Origin of the sequence: Actinosynnema sp. NPDC053489 (assembly GCF_044544865.1) — a bacterium.
In the GTDB taxonomy this organism is placed as follows: Bacteria; Actinomycetota; Actinomycetes; order Mycobacteriales; family Pseudonocardiaceae; genus Actinosynnema.
Map to the genome: position 1 here is coordinate 433,047 of NZ_JBITXT010000001.1, position 19,584 is coordinate 452,630.

17 protein-coding genes are annotated in these 19,584 nt (G+C 75.1%); 12 read left to right on the top strand and 5 right to left on the bottom strand.

Going from position 1 to position 19,584, the window contains the following annotated elements:
• Positions 1–149: 149 nt before the first annotated feature.
• Genes hutH through ACIGNX_RS01700 form a run of 5 tightly spaced genes read left to right on the top strand, consistent with a single transcriptional unit; the run spans position 150 to position 6,530 of the window.
• Positions 150–1,664, top strand: a complete 1,515-nt coding sequence (gene hutH / locus ACIGNX_RS01680) for a histidine ammonia-lyase (RefSeq protein ID WP_396535168.1) — start codon at positions 150–152, stop codon at positions 1,662–1,664.
• Positions 1,661–2,530 carry an L-tyrosine 3-hydroxylase gene (locus tag ACIGNX_RS01685; protein ID WP_396535170.1) on the top strand — a complete coding sequence of 290 codons (870 nt, stop codon included), beginning with the start codon at positions 1,661–1,663 and terminating at the stop codon, positions 2,528–2,530. The genes hutH and ACIGNX_RS01685 overlap by 4 nt, the downstream gene beginning before the upstream one ends.
• Positions 2,527–3,192 carry an O-methyltransferase gene (locus ACIGNX_RS01690; protein ID WP_396535172.1) on the top strand — a complete coding sequence of 222 codons (666 nt, stop codon included), beginning with the start codon at positions 2,527–2,529 and terminating at the stop codon, positions 3,190–3,192. The genes ACIGNX_RS01685 and ACIGNX_RS01690 overlap by 4 nt, the downstream gene beginning before the upstream one ends.
• A 20-nt stretch (positions 3,193–3,212) precedes the next feature.
• Complete coding sequence (locus ACIGNX_RS01695; RefSeq protein ID WP_396535174.1) at positions 3,213–4,238, top strand: zinc-binding dehydrogenase; 1,026 nt, start codon at positions 3,213–3,215, stop codon at positions 4,236–4,238.
• Between the two features lie 15 nt (positions 4,239–4,253).
• A complete protein-coding gene (locus ACIGNX_RS01700; RefSeq protein WP_396535176.1) occupies positions 4,254–6,530 on the top strand; it encodes an SDR family NAD(P)-dependent oxidoreductase in 2,277 nt (758 codons plus the stop codon).
• Here ACIGNX_RS01700 and ACIGNX_RS01705 read toward each other — a convergent pair.
• From ACIGNX_RS01705 to ACIGNX_RS01720, 4 genes are all read right to left on the bottom strand, one after another.
• Positions 6,505–6,873 carry a hypothetical protein gene (locus tag ACIGNX_RS01705; protein WP_396535178.1) on the bottom strand — a complete coding sequence of 123 codons (369 nt, stop codon included), beginning with the start codon at positions 6,871–6,873 and terminating at the stop codon, positions 6,505–6,507. The genes ACIGNX_RS01700 and ACIGNX_RS01705 overlap by 26 nt on opposite strands.
• A 120-nt stretch (positions 6,874–6,993) precedes the next feature.
• The gene (locus tag ACIGNX_RS01710) at positions 6,994–7,743 is read right to left on the bottom strand and encodes an SDR family oxidoreductase (RefSeq protein ID WP_396535180.1); all 750 of its coding nucleotides are present in this window, start codon (positions 7,741–7,743) and stop codon (positions 6,994–6,996) included.
• Positions 7,744–7,855: 112 nt separating this feature from the next.
• Positions 7,856–8,353: a sigma-70 family RNA polymerase sigma factor gene (locus ACIGNX_RS01715; protein WP_396535182.1), complete on the bottom strand. Its 498-nt coding sequence runs from the start codon at positions 8,351–8,353 to the stop codon at positions 7,856–7,858.
• Positions 8,354–8,555: 202 nt separating this feature from the next.
• Positions 8,556–10,421 (bottom strand): Hsp70 family protein, encoded by a 1,866-nt coding sequence (locus ACIGNX_RS01720; protein WP_396535184.1) that lies wholly within the window; start codon positions 10,419–10,421, stop codon positions 8,556–8,558.
• 134 nt (positions 10,422–10,555) lie between these two features.
• Here ACIGNX_RS01720 and ACIGNX_RS01725 point away from each other — a divergent pair, with 134 nt between their 5' ends.
• From ACIGNX_RS01725 to ACIGNX_RS01740, 4 genes are all read left to right on the top strand, one after another.
• A complete protein-coding gene (locus ACIGNX_RS01725) occupies positions 10,556–11,092 on the top strand; it encodes a histidine kinase (protein ID WP_396535186.1) in 537 nt (178 codons plus the stop codon).
• Positions 11,083–11,748 carry a response regulator transcription factor gene (locus tag ACIGNX_RS01730; protein WP_396535188.1) on the top strand — a complete coding sequence of 222 codons (666 nt, stop codon included), beginning with the start codon at positions 11,083–11,085 and terminating at the stop codon, positions 11,746–11,748. The genes ACIGNX_RS01725 and ACIGNX_RS01730 overlap by 10 nt, the downstream gene beginning before the upstream one ends.
• Before the next feature lie 281 nt (positions 11,749–12,029).
• Positions 12,030–13,805, top strand: coding sequence for a hypothetical protein (locus tag ACIGNX_RS01735; RefSeq protein WP_396535190.1), 1,776 nt, complete (start codon positions 12,030–12,032; stop codon positions 13,803–13,805).
• Positions 13,806–13,823: 18 nt separating this feature from the next.
• The gene (locus tag ACIGNX_RS01740; protein WP_396535192.1) at positions 13,824–14,804 is read left to right on the top strand and encodes a sensor histidine kinase; all 981 of its coding nucleotides are present in this window, start codon (positions 13,824–13,826) and stop codon (positions 14,802–14,804) included.
• Positions 14,805–14,813: 9 nt separating this feature from the next.
• Here ACIGNX_RS01740 and ACIGNX_RS01745 read toward each other — a convergent pair whose 3' ends face one another.
• Positions 14,814–15,482 (bottom strand): LuxR C-terminal-related transcriptional regulator, encoded by a 669-nt coding sequence (locus ACIGNX_RS01745; RefSeq protein ID WP_396535194.1) that lies wholly within the window; start codon positions 15,480–15,482, stop codon positions 14,814–14,816.
• Between the two features lie 487 nt (positions 15,483–15,969).
• On the opposite strand from ACIGNX_RS01745, the gene ACIGNX_RS01750 reads away from it, so the two are divergent.
• The 3 genes from ACIGNX_RS01750 (at position 15,970) to ACIGNX_RS01760 (ending at position 19,549) form a co-directional block, all read left to right on the top strand.
• Positions 15,970–18,222: a helix-turn-helix domain-containing protein gene (locus ACIGNX_RS01750; protein ID WP_396535196.1), complete on the top strand. Its 2,253-nt coding sequence runs from the start codon at positions 15,970–15,972 to the stop codon at positions 18,220–18,222.
• A gap of 458 nt (positions 18,223–18,680) precedes the next feature.
• Positions 18,681–19,097, top strand: coding sequence for a YbaB/EbfC family nucleoid-associated protein (locus ACIGNX_RS01755; protein ID WP_396535198.1), 417 nt, complete (start codon positions 18,681–18,683; stop codon positions 19,095–19,097).
• A 5-nt stretch (positions 19,098–19,102) separates the two neighbouring features.
• A complete protein-coding gene (locus tag ACIGNX_RS01760) occupies positions 19,103–19,549 on the top strand; it encodes a hypothetical protein (RefSeq protein WP_396535200.1) in 447 nt (148 codons plus the stop codon).
• Positions 19,550–19,584 lie beyond the last annotated feature (35 nt).

Here is a 19,584-nt window from a genome sequence, read left to right on the forward strand (position 1 = left end):
ACTGATCAACTGCTTCTGCTGTGTGTCGCAGCTATCTTTTCGCCTTCTTTTCGGGTCGCTGTCCGGGTGTTAGCCTTCGCCGCGACCGCATTCCTCCGCCGCTGTGGTGAACATTCTCCGCTCCTCACTCACCGTTCGAGGACGTCCCCATGACACTGGTCCCTGCCGTTTTCACGCTTTCCTCGACCGACCCCCTGACCCCCGCCTCGCTCGAGGCCGCCGCCCGACCGGTGGACGTCGTCGTCACCGAGGAGACCGAACGCCGGGTGGCGCGGGGCCGCGCCTTCGTGGACCGGTGCCTCGCCGACGGCCGGCCGGTCTACGGGGCGACGACCGGATTCGGTCCCCTGGTCGTCTTCGACGGCCGCGCCGACGACGAGGACCAGTGCGACAACGCGTTGCAGCACCTGACCGCCGGCCAAGGCCCCGACCTGCCCGTCGAGGTCGTGCGCGCGGCCGTGCTGGTGCGGTTCCGGTCGCTGTCGCACGGCCTGTCCGGCGTCTCGCCCGCGGTGTTCCGCGGGTTGCGGGACATGCTGGCCACCTCGTTCACGCCCGCCGTGCCGGAGTTCGGCTCCGTGGGCGCCAGCGGCGACCTGGTGCCGCTGGCGCACGTCGTGCAGGCGCTGCGCGGTGTCGGGCACGCCTATTTCGACGGCGTGCGGATGCCGGCGGCCGAGGCGTTGGCGCTGGCCGGCCTCACGCCGTTGGCGCTGACCGGCCGGGACGCGTTGTCGCTGGTCAACGGCACGTCGGTGACCACGGCGGCGGCCGGGCTGGCGGTGGCGTCGGCCCGCCGCTCGCACGAGGTCGCGCTCGCGCTGAGCGCCCTGCTCACCGACCTGCTGGGCGCGGCGCCCGCGTTCCTGTCGCCGCACCTGCTCTCCGCGTTCGGGCACCCGGAGACGGCGTGGGCCGGGCGGCGGCTGGCGCACTGGCTGGAGGGCACGGTCCCCACCGGCAAGCGGTCCCTCCAGGAGCCCTACAGCGTGCGGTGCGCGCCGCAGCTGCTCGGCGCGGCGGGCTCCGCGCTGGACTGGGCGGAGCGGACCGTCCGGCACGACCTGGACGGGGTCAGCGACAACCCGCTGTTCTTCGCCGACGAGGACCTGACCGCGCACGGGGGCAACTTCTTCGGCCAGCCCGCCGCGTTCGCCTCCGACACGCTGTCGATGGCGCTGACCCAGACCGGCAACCTCGCCGAGCGCCAGCTCGACCTGCTCATCGACCCGAACCGCAACGCCGGCCTGCCGGCGATGCTCACCCCGCACGCGGGCGAGCAGCACGGCGTGCAGGGGCTCCAGGTCGTCGCCACGTCGGTGGTGGTGGCGATGCGGCGGGCGTGCGTCCCGGCGAGCACCCAGAGCATCCCGACCAACCTGCACAACCAGGACGTCATCCCGTTCGGCACGCAGGCGGCGATCACCGCGCTGCGGCAGGCCCGGCAACTGCGGGTGCTGCACGGCTGCCTGGGCGTGGCCCTGCGGCAGGCCGCCCACCTGCGCCCGGGCGGGGCGACCGCGCCCCGCTGCGCCGAGCTGGTCGGGGCGCTGGCCGAGGTGGTCGAGCCGGTCGACCGGGACCGGCCGCTGGACGCCGACATCCGCGCCGCCGCCGACGCCCTGGACCGGTTCGTCGGTGCCGTGACGGGAGGTGCTGAATGAGCACTCCCGTCGCGGAAGTGCGGCCGGCCGACGCCGGCACCGCTCCCGGTCCCGACCCGTTCGCCGAGCCCGCCCTGCTGCGCCTGCCGTGGCCGGACGCGCCCTTCACCTCCGGCGACGACTGCGCCGACCCGTCCTGCGTCGCCCACGCCGACCCGACCCGCCCGCCGGACGTGCCGCGCCGGTGGCCCGAGGTGGACCGGGACGGCACGATCGGTTGGTACCGCTGGATCGTCGGCCACCACGCCGCGGTCTGCGCGTGGCGGCTCATGGTCGAACGGCTCACCGACGCCCTGGCCGGCGCACCCGGGGCCGGCACGGCCGTCGCCGAGCTGTTCGACGCGTACTCGGCCCTCCTGCTCTACTCCGGGAGCTGCTCGCCGGAGACCTACGCCGCCGTCATCCGGGCCCGCATGAAGGCCCGGCACCCCGCGTTCAGCGGCACGTGGGCCCGCGACCACGAGCACGTCACCGCCCTGGTGGCGCGGTTCCGCCCCCACGCGGGCACCCGGCTCAAGCAGGCGCTGAAGTTCAACGGCTACGTCCACATGGGGGTCGGCAGGCGGCTCGTCCCCGCGGGCAAGTCGCTGCTGCGCGAGTCCGGCGGCCACGCCGGGGCCGTCACCGAGGCCGACCGCGACCGCTTCGACGAGTTCTTCCTCATCGACCGCGCCCCGGTGTGCGCGGCCGGGTTCGAGGGCCAGACCGCCGAACGCGTCGGCCTGGCCCTGGCCGACCTCGCCGTGCGCCCCGCGGACGTCGACTACGGCGACGACCGGGTCAACGCCCTCCAGGCCGCCCTGCCCACCCACCTCGAACGCCTGCGCGACCTCGCCCGCCCGGCACCACGAAGGGACACCCCATGACCCTCACCGACGCCCCGAAGTCGGTGGCGCTCACCGACGAGGTGCTCACCTACGTCCAGGACCAGGTGGTGCTCTCCGACGTCCAGCGCGACCTCGTCGAGCGCACCCGCGCGCTCGGCGGCGTGGCGGAGATGCAGATCCCGTCCGCCCAGGGCGCGCTGCTGACCCTGCTCGCCCGCACCGTCAACGCCCAGACCATCGTGGAGGTCGGCACCTTCACCGGCTACTCGACCCTGGCGCTGGCCCAGGGCCTGCTGCCCGGCGGCCAGGTCCTCACCTGCGACCTGTCCGCCGAGTGGACCGGCATCGCCCGCCGGGCGTGGGAGGCCGCCGGGGTCGCCGACCGCATCCGGGTGGAACTCGGGCCGGCCGCCGACACCCTGCGCCGCATCCCCGACGAACCCGTGGTCGACCTGGTGTTCCTCGACGCCGACAAGGCCGGCTACGTCGAGTACTGGGAGCTGCTGGTGCCGCGCGTGCGCCCCGGCGGCCTGCTGCTCGCCGACAACGTGCTCTACGCCGGCGAAGCCGCGTCCCCCGACGCCACCGGCAACGCCAAGGCCATCCGCGACTTCAACGCCCACGTGCTGGCCGACGACCGCGTGGAGTCCGTCCTGCTGACCGTCTCCGACGGCCTCACCATCGCCCGCAAGAAGCACTGACCGAACGAGGAGGAACACCGATGAGAGCCGCCATCCTCCGAGGAGCCGGAGACCTCGGCGTCGACACCGTGCCCGACGCCGCCGTGGAGACCCCGACCGACGCGGTCGTGCGAGTGGTCGCCGCGGGCATCTGCGGCACCGACCTGCGCGGGTACGCCGGTCAGCCCGGCCCGGTGCAGGGGCCGCGCTGCGGGCACGAGTTCGTCGGCGTGGTCACCGAGACGGGGACCGACGTGCGGACGCTGCGCCGGGGCGACCTGGTCGTCTCGCCGTTCATGTTCTCCGACGGCGTGTGCGGGCCGTGCGGGCGGGGCGTCCCCAGCTCGTGCCGCTCGGGCGGCATGTTCGGGGTCGACGCGGGCGGCGGGCAGGCCGAGGCGGTGCGGGTGCCGTTCGCCGACACCACGCTGGTGCCGGTGCGGGCGTCCCCCGACGACGAGCGCGTCCCCGCCCTGCTGGCCCTGGCCGACGTCATGGCGACCGGCACGCACGCCATCGCCTCGGCCGGGCTGCACCGCGGCGCGGCGGTCGCCGTGGTCGGCGACGGCGCGGTCGGGCTGTGCGCGGTGCTGGCCGCCCACCGCGCCGGGGCCGAGCGGGTGTTCCTGCTGGGCCGCCACCCCCGCCGGCTGGAGATCGGCAAGGCGTTCGGTGCCACCGACCTGGTGACGACCCGTGGGGAGGAGGCCCACGCCGCCATCGCGGAGGCCACCGGCGGCGTCGGCGTCGACCTGGTGGTGGACGCGGTGGGGGAGCAGGCCGCGTTGGACACCGCGATGGCGGTCGTGGCCGACGGCGGGGCGCTGGCCCTGGTCGGCGGCCCGCACGGCGGGGTGAACGCGATGCTGTGCTTCCTGCGCAACATCCGGGTCGCCGGCGGCCTCGCCCCGTCGCGCGCCTACCTGCCCGCGCTGGTGGACCAGGTGCTCTCCGGCGCGCTCGACCCCTCGCCGGTGTTCGACCTCGCGGTGTCCCTGGACGACGTGGCCTCGGGCTACCGGGCCATGGCGGACCGCTCGGCCACCAAGGTGCTCGTCCGCCCCTGACCACGGAGCCCTTCGATGACGATCCCCTCCCTCGACCCGGCCGACACCGCGCTGACGGCCTGGGTCCTGCCCCGCCGCCCACCGGCGGCCGACGGCCGGACCGCGCTGGTCGACCACTCCCGGGGCCACCGGCGGCGGTGGTCGTACGCCGAGCTGGTCACGGCGGTGGCGAACCTGGCCGCGCACCTGCGCGACAGCGGCCTCCACGAGGACGACGTGGTGGCCGTGCTGGTGGAGAACAGCGCCGAGTTCGTCATCGCCTACCACGGCGTGCTGGCGGCGGGCGGGGTCGTGCTGCCGCTGGAGCCGCGTGCCCGCGAGGGGGACTGGGCCGCCGAGGTCACCCGTCGCGGGGCCCGGTTCGCCGTCGCGGAGGCGGTGCTGTGGCCGGACCTGCCGCTCCCGGCGGGTCAGGTGGTCCACATCGGACCGAACGGGAGCGGGGCCGGGTGGGACGAGGTCGTCGCCGGACCGCGCCGCACCGTGCCCGAGCCGGCAGGCGGCGACCGGACCGCGGTGCTCATGTCGTCCAGCGGCACGCTGGGGGAGCCGAAGACGGTGGTGGTGACCCACCGCAACCTCGTGGTCGGGTTGGCGCAGATCGACCGGGTGCACCGGCTGCGCGAGGGTGAACCGGTCGTCGCCGTGGGACCGTTGCGGCACGTCTACGGGATGCAGATGGCCATGAACGCGGCCCTGCGCGCCGGCAGCCCTCTCGTGATCGGGTACGCCCGGTTCGCCGTCGCCGCGTTCGCCGGGCTGCTGGCCGCCGAACGGATCGGGGTCGCCTACCTGGTGCCGAGCGCGGTCGCGGAACTCGGTGCGCTGCCGGACCCGCCACCGCTGCCCGACCTGCGCGCGGTCGTCTCCGGCGGCGCACCTCTGCCGACGGCCGCCGCGACGGCGTTCACCCGGGCGTACGGCCTGCCGGTGATCCAGGGGTTCGGCATGACGGAGGCCGGGTGCGTCTCCTTCACCCCCGACGGCGATCACGGCCCGGCCGGCACGGTCGGCGTGGTGCTGCCCGGCACCGAAGCCCGGTTCGTCGACCCGGAGACCTGCCGGGACGTGCCCTACGGGGAGCCGGGGGAGCTGTGGTTGCGCGGCCCGCAGGTCGCGGCGGGCCACCTCGCGCCGGACACCGGCGAGGTCGTGCCGCTGTGCGACGAGCAGGGCTGGTTCCGCACCGGCGACCTGGCCGCGCCCGACGCGGGGCGGCTGCGGATCACCGGCCGGCTCAAGTCGATGATCAAGTACAAGGGGCACCGGATCTCGCCCGCCGAGCTGGAGGACGTGCTGACCGGCCACCCCGCCGTGCGGGCCGCGCTGGTCGTCGGCGAACCCGACCCGGTGGCCGGTGAACTGCCCAAGGCGTACGTCGTGGTGGACCAGGAGGTGCCGCTGGACGACCTCGCCGCCTTCGTCGCCGCCGCGGTGCCCCCGCACAAGCGGGTCCGGCTCGTGGAGCGGGTCCGCGAGATCCCCCGCTCCGCCACCGGCAAGCCCGTGCGACCGCCCGCGCTGCGCGTGGTCGTCACGGGCGGCGGGCGCGGTCTGGGGCGGGAGTTCGTCCTCGCGCTGGCCGGGGCCGGGATGTCGGTGCTCGCCGTGGGGCGCGACCGCACGGCGTTGGAGGAGACCGCCGAGCTGGCGGCCGACGCGCGGGGCCGGGTCGAGGTCGCGGTGGCCGACGTGACCGATCCCGTCCTCGCCCTCGGCCCGGCCGACGTCCTGGTGGCCAACGCGGGCGTCCCCGGGCCGATAGGTCCGATGTGGACGGTTGATGCGGACGACTGGTGGCGCGCTCAGGAGGTGAACCTGCGCGGCGCGCACACCGCCGTGCGGACCGTGGTGCCCGGCATGGTCGACGCCGGCCACGGGAGGGTGATCACCGTCGTCAGCAAGGCGGGCAAGCGCCGCTGGCCGCACGCCGGCGCGTACGCCGTGTCCAAGGCCGCGCTCATCTCCTACACCACCAACCTCGACGGCGAGCTGCGCGGCACGGGCGTCACCGCGATCGCGTTCGACCCGGGCCTGCTCGACACCGGCATCACCCGCGCCCACCTCGACCGCGGCCACGTCGGCGACCCGTGGGCCGACAAGATCCTCGACTTCACCCTCAAGGCCCGGGAGGAGGGCGGCTTCACCCCGGTCGAGGACGCCACCCGCGCGCTGGTCCGCATCGCCACCGGTTCCGCCGACCACCTGGCCGGGCGCTACGTCACCGTCGCGGACGTGGCGCCCGGCGAGGCCGCCGGTCGGGACGTCAGTACGGGAGCTTCCCGTAGGTGAAGGTGGAGAGACTGGCCCAGGTCTGCACCAGCGTGCGGCCCGAGCTGTACGTCCGGTCGAGGGGGGTGATCCTGGTGGTCCGGAAGGTCCGGACACCCGTGACGTGGAGGTAGAACCGCTCGTTGGTCGAGGCCAAGACCTCGAGGCACCCCTGGGGTGTGACGACGTAGGTCGACTTGCCGCCGCGGTCGGGGAAGACCGCGTCCACGTAGTAATCCGAGCCGTAGTTGCACAGCTTGAAGGTCGTCGTCGCCGCCTGCGCGGTGCCGGTCACGCCCAGGGGCGCGACGGCGGCGATCGCGATCGCCGCCACGACCGACGCGATCCGCTTCACCAAGGTCATGTCAGGAACTCCCGGGATCTGGTTGACAGGTCCGATGTGGACACGATCATCCTGTCCGCGTGGCGGAGCGGTCGGCAACGGGTCTGCCCGATACCCCCGCGTTCGCTGCCCTCGCCGGGATCAGGTGGGCTGCCGCGTCGACAGGACGAGCAGCTGCTTGAAGTTGACGTGCCCGGGCCTGCTGGTCGCGTAGGCGACCAGGTCGGCCACGTCGGCCGGCAGCAGGCACGGCACGTGCGTGGCCAGCGCCTCGGCGGGTACGTCCGGGTTGCCGGTGTACTCGCTGAGCAGCTCCGTGGCGACCAGGCCGGGTTCGACGGCCGTCACCCGCACGCCCAGCGGCCCCAGCTCGGTGCGCAGCCCGGCCGACAGGTGGGACACGGCGGCCTTCGTGGCGGTGTAGACGCCGAACCCGGGGTGCACGGAGTGCGCGCCCGCCGAGGAGATGTTCACCAGGTCGGCGACGCCCTCGGCGCCCGCGGCGACGAGGTCGGGGGTGAACGCGCGCGACACCGCGAGCACGCCCTTGAGGTTGGTGTCGACCATGCGGTCCCAGTCGCGCGGGTCGCTCTCGGCGAAGGGGCCCTGCACCAGCACGCCCGCGTTGTTCACCACCAGGTCGACCCGGCCCACCCCGGCGTGCACCGCGTCGACCAGGTCGGTCGGGTCGCCGGTCACGTCGGCGGGCACGGCGACCGCCGTGCCGCCCTCGGCGGTGATCCTGCCTGCCAGGTCGGTGATGCGGTCCGCGCGTCTGGCCACCAGGGCGACCGCGGCGCCCGAACGCGCCAAGAGCAGGGCGATTTCCGCGCCGATACCGCTCGCGGCTCCCGTCACCACGGCCGTGCGGCCGCTCAGGTCGTAAGTCATGGCCCGACTCAAGCACATCCGCGTGGCGGAGGTCACTCCTGTGCGGTGAACTTGTTGAATCGTAATGGTTTCCCGCGTGGAGTTCGTCAAGAAGACCTGTGTGGACGGTTGTTCACGCGGCGAGGTCGTCGCGGAAGTCGGACGAGCGCAGGGTGCGCAGGGCGTTGTGCAGCCGGCTCTTGACCGTGCCGAGCGGGATGTCGAGCGCCCGGGCGGTCGCGGCGGCGGTGCGGTCGGCGAAGTAGACGTGGACGAGGGTGGCGCGGTGCCGGGCGGGCAGCGCGGACAGGGCGGCACCCACGACGATGCGCTGGAGCACCTGGTCGTCGGGCTCCGGGACGAGCGTCGGGTCGGTGTCGGGCAGTTCGACCTCGGCCGGGCGGGCCTGGCGGTGGCGGTGCTGGTCGACGGCCACGTTGTGCGCCACGCGGAACAGCCAGCCGCGCACCGAACCCCGGTCCTCGGTGAGGCGGTCGAGGTTGCGCCAGGCGCGCATCCAGGTCTCCTGGACGACGTCCTCGGCGCGGTGGCGGTCACCGCGGCACAGGCGCGTGGCGTAGGCGAGCAGCGCGGTGCCGTGGTCCTGCACGATGCTCTCGAAACCGGACATCCTGGCTTCCTCCCACCGGGTGCTTCCCTTGTGGGTGGAGGATGTCCTCTCGGGGAGGGCTGGGGCGTTGGGTCTGTCCCCACACCGGGCGGGGGTGTCCCGAAGATCCGGTGGAGGTGCCCTCCCGCGCGGGGTGGGGGAATCCCCACCCCGGACGGCCCGCGCCCACCTCAGCGCACGGCGGCACCGGCCGGGGCGCGGGTCACTGGAGGTCGTCGCAGCGGGTGGCCTGGGGGCTGTCGGCCTCGCGGGGTATCCAGCGGATCATGCCGAAGTCCGCCTCGAACCGGCCCTCGGTGCGCAGCAGCAGGAGCGTGTCGACCTTGGTGGGGTCCAGGCCCGCGTCGACGAAGCACGCCAGCGGTATCCGCACGGTCGACCTCCGCCCCACGGGCAGGGCGCGCAGCACTCGGGTCGCGTCGACCTCGCCCGCGCACGGGTAGGTGCAGTGCGCGCCCACGGTCACGGCCGCAGCGGGCGCAACGCGCACGACGACGTCGAACACCACCGCGCCGCGCGCCTCGACCACGGCGGTCAGGTCCAGCTTGTTGTCCGGGTCCTGGAAGGACAGCTGACCCGCGCCGGCACCGCTCCACTTCACGGCCAGGCCCTGCTCACCGCCCAGGTCGCCGGGGACCACCGAGACCGCCGGGTGCGACGCGGTGCGGCCGGGGCCGATGCGGGTGCCGCTCCAGTCCTGGTCCGACGAGATGACGCTCGTGAAGGGCGGCACGTCCCGGCCGTCGAAGATCCGGGTCTCGGTGCCGGCCATGCGGCGCGTCCCCGGCGCCGCCGCCGCGTCGGTCGTGGAGGCCGGTGCGCCGGCCGCGGACGTGGTCCCGTTGTCGTTCGGCACCAGGGCGACCGCGGTGGCCGCCGCCGCCACGGCCACCGCGGCAGCGGCGGCGGGCACCAGCCACCGGGGCCGCCGGCGGGCGGGGGCCACCGGCAGCGCGGGAACGGGGTGCGGCGCGGGGGCGGGCCGGGGTGCCGCGGGTCGGGGCGCGGTGACGGCCTCGCCCGCCATCGCCGCCGCGCCCAGGGCCACGGTGAGCTTCGGGTGCAGGCCGACCCGGACCGGCCTGCCGAAGGCCGCCGACACCATCTGCGGCACCAGCGGGATGCGCGACGAGCCACCCGCGAGCAGCACGGCGGACAGGTCCTGCGGGCGCAGCCCGGCCGAGGCGATCGTGCGCTGCATGGCCTCGGTGGTCAGCGCCACGGCGGGCCGGATCATGTCGTTGAACTCCAGCCGCGTCACCTCCACCTCCCGCACCCCGCCGGGCAGCGGGACCCGGATCGTCACGGACGGCTCGGTGGACAGCTCCTCCTTGGCGCGCACGCACAGCGCCCGGATCTCGCCCAGCGCCGCCGAGTCGCGGGGGTCGGCGGGGTCCAGGGCGCCCACCGCCCCGTCGAGCCTGGCGTCCACCTCGCTGAGCAGGGCGTCGTCGAAGTCCATCCCGCCCAGCCGCTCGACGCCCTCCGGGGTGCCGAGGATCTCCATGCCGCCGGGGCGCGCCCGCAGGACCGTGGTGTCGAACGTGCCGCCGCCGAGGTCGTAGACGGCGATCAGCTCGCCGTCCCCCAGCCGCCGTTCCACCGCGTAGTGCATGGCCGCGGCCTCCGGCTCGGTCACCACCCGCGCGTCCCGCACGCCCGCCAGGACCGGCACCTCGGCGAAGTGCTCCCGCCGGTAGGGACCCCACACGGCGGGGCAGGTCAGCACGACCTGGTTCGGCGGCGCGCCCTCCGCGGCCCGCACCGCGGCCAGCACGTCGCGCAGCTGCGCGGCCAGCAGGGCGGTGGCCGAGAACGCCGCACCCCCGATGACCAGCGGCGTCGGGTCGCCCAACCGGCGCTTGAAGCCGCGGCTGAGCCGGGTCGGCTCCGTGCGGCCCGCCACGACCGCCGTGTCGCCGCTGAGGGTGCCGCCGCTCGGGGTGACGAACACCGCCGAGGGCGTGACCACCTCGGGACCGAGGTGGACCATGCGCGTGCCCGTCGGTCCGGACACCGCCGCCGCGGTGAAACTGGTGCCGAGGTCGACACCGATCGCGTAGTGCACTGGACGACCCTTCCGCGCATGTTCGAGGGTGCTCGGCGATCATCCAAGCCCGCCGGAGGGGGGTAGGGACATCCCTACCGTCCATTAGGGAAGCCCACATTGCCCGAACGACTCCGCCGGCCGATCCTGGCGCCGTGCCCGGACGCATCGGTGTACTCCTGTCGCTGCTCGGCGTGCCCGCCCACCGGCTGCGCGCGCCCGACCGGGCCACCGCCGACCTGCGCTGCGAACTGGAGCACACCTTGCACGACGGACCCGCGCTGCGCGTGTCCGCGCTCGCCCTCGAACTGGGCCTGGCCGCCACGGCGGTCACCGACCCGGTCGGGCGGCAGCGCCTGGACTCGGCCCAGGACACCGTGCGACTCGTCCTGGAAGACCTGAGGGCGGTGGGGGAGGCGCTGCACCCACCGCTGCTGGCCGGGGCGGGCCTGGAGCCCGCGCTGCGCGCCGTGGCCGACCGGCTCGACCTCGCCCTCACCGTGGACGTCGCCGGCCTCGCCCCGGCGGACCACCGCCGCACGTGCCTGCTCGTCGCCGACCACCTGCGCTCGCTGTGGCCGGGCGCGGTGGTGTCGGTGCGGGTGCGCGGCGGCGCCCGGCTGGTCCGGGTGCTGATCACCGTGGCCGGTCGGCGCCCGCTGCGGCACTGGGCGGTGATCCGGTGCGCGTAGCCATCGCCGAGGACGGCGCCCTGTTCCGCGAGGGCCTGGTGCTGCTGCTGGAGGCCGCCGGGCACGAAGTCGTGGGGTGCGTGCCCGACGGCGACCGCCTGCTGGCGCTGCTGGCGGGCGAGCCCGTCGACGTCGCGGTGCTCGACATCCGGATGCCGCCCGAACCCGACGGCGGGCTGGTGACCGCCGAGCGCATCCGGGCGACGTGGCCGGAGACCGGGCTGCTGCTGCTGTCGCACCACGCCGAGACCCACTACCTGATGCGGGTGCTGGAGATCGGCACCGAGCGCATCGGCTACCGGCTGAAGGAGCAGGTCGCGGGCGTGCGGGTGCTGAGCGACACGCTGGACCGCGTCGTGGCGGGCGAGATCGTCATCGAGCCGGTGCTGGCCAAGCGGTTGGTGCGCGGCCGGGTGGGGCGCGAGGACGACCCGCTCGACGCGCTCACCGAGCGCGAGGCCGACGTGCTGCGGCTGATGGCGGAGGGGCGCACGAACAACGCCATCGCCGCCGAGATGTTCGTCTCGGTCAAGGCGGTGGAGAAGCACACCGCGTCGATCTTCACCAAGCTGGACATCTCCGGCGACCCGTCCGTCCACCACCGCCGGGTCCTGGCGGTCCTGGCCTACCTGCGGTCGCACCGGATCAGCGGGTAGGCCGGGTGCTCCCCCGTCGGCGGCAGGCCGTGCCCCCGCACCGGACGGCGGCCACGACCCCCGCCCCGCTGCTCCCGACCGCCCTCGTGCGCGACCTGGCGGAGCAGGTGGGCGGCGAGGCGGTGTGCCGCGCGCCGGGTCCCGGGGGCGAGGTGGAGATCGCCGCCTGGCCGCCGCGAGTTGTGGATTCGGGGGTGGGGAGTGGTGCGGAGGGCTGGGGTGGTGCGGAGGGCTGGGGTGGTGCGGGGGTTCGGCGTGGCGCGGGTGCGGGGGGTGGAGCTGTGGTCGAGCCGGTGCCCGGTGGCGGGGTCGTGCTGCTGACCAAGCCGACCGCGCTCACCCCGGCCGACCGCGCCGCGCTGCGCGAGACCGCCGGCTGGCTGGGTGTCGCGCTGCGCCTGGACCGCGCCCGCGCCGACCGCGACAGCGCCGCCGCCAGGGCCGAGGCGCTGACCGGTGACCTGGCCGCCGCCCGCGCCCGGTTGGCGGAGGTGCGCGACCTGGAGCGCCGCCGCCTCGTCGCCGCCATCACGGGCGTGACCGGTCGGGGCTTCGCCGACGTGCGCGCCGCCGTCGCCGACCTGCGCGCCGTGGTGGACCGCGCGGCAGCGGGTGAGCTGGGGTCCGGGGAGTCCCGGGAGGAGGCCGCCGGGCGGTTGGGTGCCGCGCTGGACGAGCTGATCGAGCGCTTCCGCGGCCTGGTGCGCGGGGTGTACCCGGCGATGCTGCCCGAGCGCGGGCCGAGGGCCGCGCTGGAGGAGCTGGCCGCCACCCTGCCCGCGCCGGTCCGGTTCCGCGGCGGGCTGGTCCGCCAGGTCGGCTGGGAGGTCGAGTCCGGGCTCTACCACGCGGTGGCCGCGGTGTTGCGCCTGGTGGCCGACCGCTGTGACGGCGAACCGGTCCACGTCGACCTGGCCGACGAGGACGGCGAGCTGCGCGCGCGGGTCACCGCCGCCTGGCCGGGCGGTGCCGCCGGGATGGCCGCGGCGCTCGCGGACGACGCCGACCGGATCGCGGTGCTCGGTGGCGGGCTGGAGTGCGTCGACCGCGCCGGCGGCACGGTCGAGGTGGCGATCAGGCTCCGCAGGCATGTCGGCGCCCCGCCGGAGCGCCCGCCCGCCCCCGGTCTGCGCGACGCGATCGACGACCTGCTGCGCCGGGGCTGGCAGGGTGCGCCCGACGAGCGCGCCCGCGCGCGGTGGGAGGCCGTCGCCGAGCGGCTGCACGCCCCGCCCCGCCTGGCCGTCCTCGCGGGCCCGGCGACCGCCGCCGTCGTGGCCGCCCTCACCGGCGCGGAGGTCGCACCCGTCGACCGGCCCACCTGGTACGCCCACGGTGACGGCGGCGCGACCGTCGACGCCCACGGCACCCCCGTCGTGCTGCTGCCCGCCGAACCGCTGCGCGGGCTGTCGGTGCTGGCCCTGCCCGGGGCGGTCGACGCCACCCGCGCCGCAGCCCTGCCCGTCGAGCCGCGCTGGTCGGTCGACGCGGTCCTGAGCCCGGGCCTGCCGCCGTGGTTCCGCGCCGCCCTGTCGGCGAGCGGCCATCGAGTGCTCGTGCTGGACGTCCTGGGCGTGGACCACCACGAGGCCGACCCGACCGGGGCCCTCGCCGCCGTCCGGGACCGGTTGGCGCGTGGCCTGCTCGCCCGTGCCGACGTCGTCGCGGCCCGCCGCGCCCTGGTCGACATCGAGGCCCTGCCGGGCGCGGACGACCTGCGGTGGGCCACCGAGCGCGTCCGCGCCGCCGCCCACGACCTGGCCGAACTCCGGGTGCTCGACGACATCGACCGGGGAGCGGTCCCGCTGGGCGACGACCACCCGGCCGCCGTGCGCCTGCTCGGCGCGTTCGGCACCGACCCGCGCACCCGGCTCGGCCTGCCCGCCCACACCCCGGACGACCGCCTGCACGCCGCCGCCCGAGCCGAGGTGGACCGCTGGCGCGCCCTGGCCGCCCGCCCCGGCCGCTCGTCGGCGCTGCGCGACGCGGCCGAAACCCTGGTGCGCACGTGCGAGGGCGTCGTGGCGGCCACCGCCGCCGGGGCCGGGCCGACCTGACCGGGGTACCTTCGCCGGGTGCGGTGGCGGGATCGCGAGCGACGGGCGGTGGCCGCGGTGGCCGAGTGGTCGCGGCTGCCCGTCGGCCCCGGCGGGCAACCCGACCTGCGGCTGCTCGCCGAGGGCATCGGCCGGGCGGTCGGTGCGGCAGGCTGCTGGGTCCGGGTGGGCGGCCACCACCACGGGTGGGGCGCCGACGGTCCCGGCGCGGCGGTGGCGGTGGAGCACGGCGGACAGGTCCAGGGCTCGTTCGGGCTCGTCCCGGCACCGGCCGGGTCGGTCGGTGAGCTGGCGGCGGCCCTCGGTCCCGTGCTGGCCGCCGGTCGCCTGCACGCCGAGGCGGACGCGTTGCGCCGCCGCGGCGACGCCGCCGCCCGGGAGCTCGCCGACGCCCGCTGGCACGCCGCCGCGGAGATGGAGGCCGAGCGCCGCCGCCTCGAACGCGACCTGCACGACGGCGCGCAGCACCAGCTCGTGGCCCTGAAGCTCGCGGCGGCGCTGGCCGAGCACGCCGCGGCGTCCGGCGACCTCGCCGCCGCCGCCCGCGCCCTGGCCGGGCTGGCGGACCGCCTCGACGCCGCCGAGGCGGTCGTGGAGCGGACGGCGGCCGGCGTGCTGCCCCTGGCCCTGGTGTCGGACGGGCTCGTCGCGGCGCTGGCCGCCGAGTTCGCGGGCCACGCCGACGTCACCCTCGACGCGGGACCGGATGTGCCGCACTGCCCTCCCGCCGCGGCGACGGCGGTGTACTTCATCTGCGTGGAGGCGGTCAACAACGCCCGCAAGCACGCTCCCGGCGCGGCCGTCGCGGTCACCCTGCGCGGCACGCCGGGATCGCTGGGCTTCAGCGTCACCGACGACGGCCCCGGCTTCGCGGAGCTGCCCCCGGACGCGGGCCTGCACCACCTCGGCTCCCGCGCCACCGCCGTGGGCGGCTGGGTGCGGGTCCGGTCGACGCCGGGCCGGGGCACCACCGTCAGCGGAGCCGTGCCGACGGCGTGACCGCGGTCGTCAGATCAGGCCGTGGCGGAGGGCGTAGGCGACGGCGTGGGCGCGGTTGCGGAGGTTGAGCCGGCTGAGCATGTTGTGCAGGACGTTCTTCACGGTGCGCTCGGAGTAGATCAGGCGTTCGGCGATCTCGGCGGTGTCCATGCCGTCGGCGAGGAGGCGCAGCACCTCGGTCTCGCGGAGCGAGAGCCCGCTGAGGGTGAGGTCGCGGGGCGCGAGGGTGTTCTCCTGGAGGTGCTTGAGGGCCTGCAGGACGGTGCCGAGCTGGTGCGCGGGGAGGTCGCCGCGGCCCTCGCGGGCGTCGGCGATGGCGCGCAGCAGGCGCGACTTGGTGGCGGCCTCGGCCCGGGGGACCAGGACGACCAGGCCGTGCTCGATCGCGGTCCACAGCTCCGCCTGGCGCAGGTCGTCGGCGATGAGCACCAGGCGGGTGTCCGGGCTGATCTGGGTGACGAGGTTGTGCAGGCCGTTGTCGGGCACGGCCATGAGGACGTCGGCTTCGTGCACCTGCTCCACGATGTCGAGCCCCGGGGTGGGGCGCAGCATGGCGACCAGCCCGGAGGCGACCAGGGGATCGGTCGCCTGCACCGCGAGGCGGATGCTCGTGCGGCGTGCCTGTCCCGGGGGAGCCGAGCGGCGGTGATCGCTCGGCCAGGCGGTGTGCGGCGTCATGGCACCAGGGAACCGCGTCCGACCGGCGGTGCCAAGCGGTTCCGGGCGGCAGCTTTTCGAGAGCGAAAAGCTGCCGGTCCTCGCCGTTCCGCGCTTTGTCGGAAGTGACCCGGAACACGTGCCGAGTGGCTGAACCTCCGCCCGCCTGGGAAACGTGGAAGAAGGTCACCGCAGGCCCGGTGAGGGCATCGAGCCTGGTAGAGCTGCTGTGACGCTGTTTTCTCACCGGTGCCGCCCTCGATCAGCCAACACTCGGGAGTAACTTTCCGCAAACCGTAATCCCGGAGTGTGGGAGATGGCCCGTACGCGTTGCGAAGGGTTTACATCGGCTTGCTGCCCGCTTGAGGTCGACTTAATGAATGGCGGCTCCGCTCCCGGATTCGACCACGCGCGCCGCGCTGGAAGTGGAATGTTCAACCACCGCGCCTCTCGCGCCCCGACGAGGGCGTTTCCCCTCTTGCGGGCGCAAGAGGTTGAATACCGGGCTGTGACCGGTCTCGCGGCCCCGAGCCCCAGCTCGTCCTTCGGCCTGTGCCTGATGCGGTACCGCACGGGGGCGGGGCTCTCGCAGGCGGAGCTGGCCCGCGCCTCGGGCATGAGCGTCCGCGCGCTGCGCGAGCTGGAGCGCGGGCGGGCCGCCGCGGCGCAGGAGCGGTCGGTGGAGCTGCTGGCCGAGGCGCTCGGGCTCACCGGGGACGAGCGGGAGTCGTTCGTCCTGCTCGCGAAGGAGGGGCGCCGCCGCACCACGCGCACGGGCAACAGGACGATGCTCTACGCGCTGCCGGTCGTGCCCCGGCTGATCGGCCGGGAGGAGGAGCTGGAGCGGTTGGCGGCGGAGGCGGGCACGGGCGGCGTGGTCGTGGTCGCCGGCCCGCCGGGGGTCGGCAAGACCTCGCTCGCGGTCGCCGCCGCCGGTGCGCTGGCCCACCTGTTCCCGGACGGTTGCCTCGCACTGGACCTGCGCGGTGTCGACGACCGGCCGATCCCGGCGACCACCGCCCTGGAGCGGATGCTGACCGCGCTGGGCGTGGCCCCGATGCGCATCCCCGCGAGCGAGGAGGGCCGCGCCTCGCTGTACCGGACGCTGCTGCGCGACCGGCGCGTGCTGGTCGTGCTGGACAACGCCGCCGACGAGGCCCAGGTCCGCCCCCTGCTCGGCACCGGCGAGCGCAGCCTGACGATCGTCACGTGCCGCCGCGCGCTCGCCGGGCTGGAGTCGGCGCGCTGGCTGCCGCTGGAGGTGCTGCCCACCCGGGGGGCGCTCGACCTGCTGGCGTCCATCGTGGGCGAGGACACCGTGCGGGAGCAGGCGACGGCCGCGCACGACCTGGTGTCGCTGTGCGGGAACCTGCCGCTGGCCGTGCGGATCGCGGGCAACCGGCTGGCCACCCGCAGGTCCTGGTCGATCGCCTACCTCGTCCGGCAGTTGCGCGACGAGCACCGCCGGCTCGACTCGCTGTCGGCGGGCGACCTGCACCTGCGCTCGGCGTTCGAGGTCTCGCTGCGCCGGCTCTCGCCCGAGGCGCAGCGGGTGTTCCGCCGCCTCGCGCTCATCCCCGGCGCCCACTTCGACGACGACCTCGCCGCCGTCGCGGCGGACGTGCCCCCCGAGCGGATCGGCGCGCACCTGGACGAGTTGGTGGAGGCGTCGCTGCTCACCACCTCCGGGCCCCGGCGCCTGCAGTTCCACGACCTGCTGCGCCTGTTCGCGGGTGAGCGCCTGGCCGCCGAGGAACCGGAGCACGTGCGGGCCGAGCTGCGCGACGGCCTCTACTCCCACGTCCTGGCCAAGGCGTCCGCCGCGGGCGACCTGTTCTACCCGCACGTGCGCGAGGCGCCCGCGGACAACCCGTTCCGGTCCCAGGACGAGGCGAAGGAGTGGTTGGGCGAGCAGGCGACGAACTGGGTCGCCGTGCAGCGCGAGGCCGCGGAACTCGGGTGGCACCGCCGCGTGCTCGACTGCACCTGGGCGCTGCACCGCTACGCCCACGGCCGCGAGCCCGAGCAGCGCTGGGACGAGATCTTCGGGATCGGCCTGCGCGCCGCCAGGGCGTTGGGCGACCGGGTCGCGGAGGTCGACATGCTCACCCAGATGGGATCGGCGCAGCACTGGACCGCCGCCGAGACGGAACGCGCCATCGTCAGCTTCGGCGAGGCGATCGCCCTGGCCGAGGAGATCGGTTACCACCGGGGGATCACCATCGCCAGCGCGTCCCTGGGGCAGACGATGTTCAGCACCGGCCGCACCGAAGAGGGGATGGCGCACAGCCTCCGCGCCTACGAGATGTCGATGGGCTACGACTTCTTCGACGTCAAGCTCTGGATGGCGCTCGGGTTAGGCACCGTGCTCAACATCGCGGGCCGGTTCGAGGAGGCGCTGGACGTGCACCGCACCCTCCTGGCCGAGGTGGGGGTCCGCCGGGAGCAGACGAACCCGGAGACGGCGAAGAAGGTGACGACGCTGCTGCTCGCCCTCATCGCCGACGGCCTCGCGGGCCTCGGGCAGTGGCTGGAGGCGGCGCGGCACTACCACCAGGCCGGGAAGCTGGCGTTCGACAAGCAGCCGGGGTACCGCAGCGAGGCCGAACTGGCGCTGGCCGAGGGCATCGCGTGGCGCGAGGCGGGGCAGTACGAGCACGCGCGGACCCGCCTGCTGTTCGCGCTCGACCTGTCGGACGGCCCCGCCTCCCGCGTGGAGCGCGAGCGCGCCGAGGCCGAGCTGGCCCGGTTGCCCGACTGATCGCCCGTGCCGCGGCCGGGTCGGGTTCGGTCGCGCCGGTGATCGTTCCCGCCCCGGGCTGAGCCGGTTCCCGGACCGACCGTTCGCGCCGCCCCCGGTGCGCGCGAGCGGCCGGCCGGGGGAACCGGCCGCTCGCCGGAGCCGGAACGGCCCGCGGTCCCGGCCCGGACAACGGGGGAGGGCGCGGAGGCCGGTTGTCCGGACCGGGGACGCTCGACCAGCGTGCTCGATCCGCGGGTGGGAGAACACCGCCTGCGGCCTTCGGTGCCCGAATTCCCCCTGATACCTGCCCCTTGCGACGCCGTCCGAGGTGGACGGGTCGCCGACCGCGGCTCACCGGGGTGATGGGGCAGCCTTGGTTTCACTTCCACACTCTCCTCGGGCGGATCGCGTTGATCGCCACCGATCACGTGGCTGTACTCGTCCTCATCGACCGCGAGTTGGTGAGGAGGGTGCACGTGACGAACCCGCACTCGGAGCAGATCGAGCACCTCATGGCGCAGTACCGCAGGCAGTTCGCCGAACTCCAGGAGACCCAGCGACGCCTGCGGGAGATCTCCTGCACGGTGACCGCACCGCGCCAGGTGGTCGCGGTGACCGCTGGCCACGGCGGGGTCGTGAAGGACATCAAGTTCCCGACCGGGGCGTTCAAGCGCATGACACCCGGCGAGCTGGCCTCCGTCCTGGTGAAGGCCATCGGCGACGCGCAGCAGCAGGCGACCCGCGAGGCCGCCGCGGTGGTCGCGCCGACGCTCCCGCCCGGCGTGGACGCCGAGAAGCTGTTCTCCGGCGGGGTCGACCTCCAGTCCGCCCTGACCCCGGAACCGCCGCCCCTGCAGGACATCACCCGCGACCTGATGAAGATGAGGAGCTGATCACCGTGGCGACCAAGGGCAACGGCTCCGGTGGCGGCGACCGCGACGAAGAGCCGTCGTCCACCGGTGGCTCCGGTCAGCCGGACTTCGGCTCCGGCTCCGGCTACCTCAGCGTGGACACCGACGGGCTCTACCGCGGAGGCGCCGACATCGACGGGCTCGGCGGCACCATCCACGGGTTCGGGCAGACGTTCATGGGGTTCATCAGCCGACCGCCGCTGCTCACCGGCGAGGTCGACGACACCTGGGAGCGGTTCGCACCCGACTACAACGCGGGCATCGAGACGTTCGTGGGCGGCATCTTCAGCTTCTCCCAGGCCGTGGCCGGCATCGCGCGGAGCGTGTACGACTTCGCCGAGTTCTGCGCGGGCATCGAGGAGAACGCCACGTACATCGGCAAGAACGCGCTGAACATCAAGCCGCCGTCGGGGTCGACCGGCGGGGAGCAGTAGCAGTCGGTTCGCCCGACCCCGTGGGAAGTCGTCGT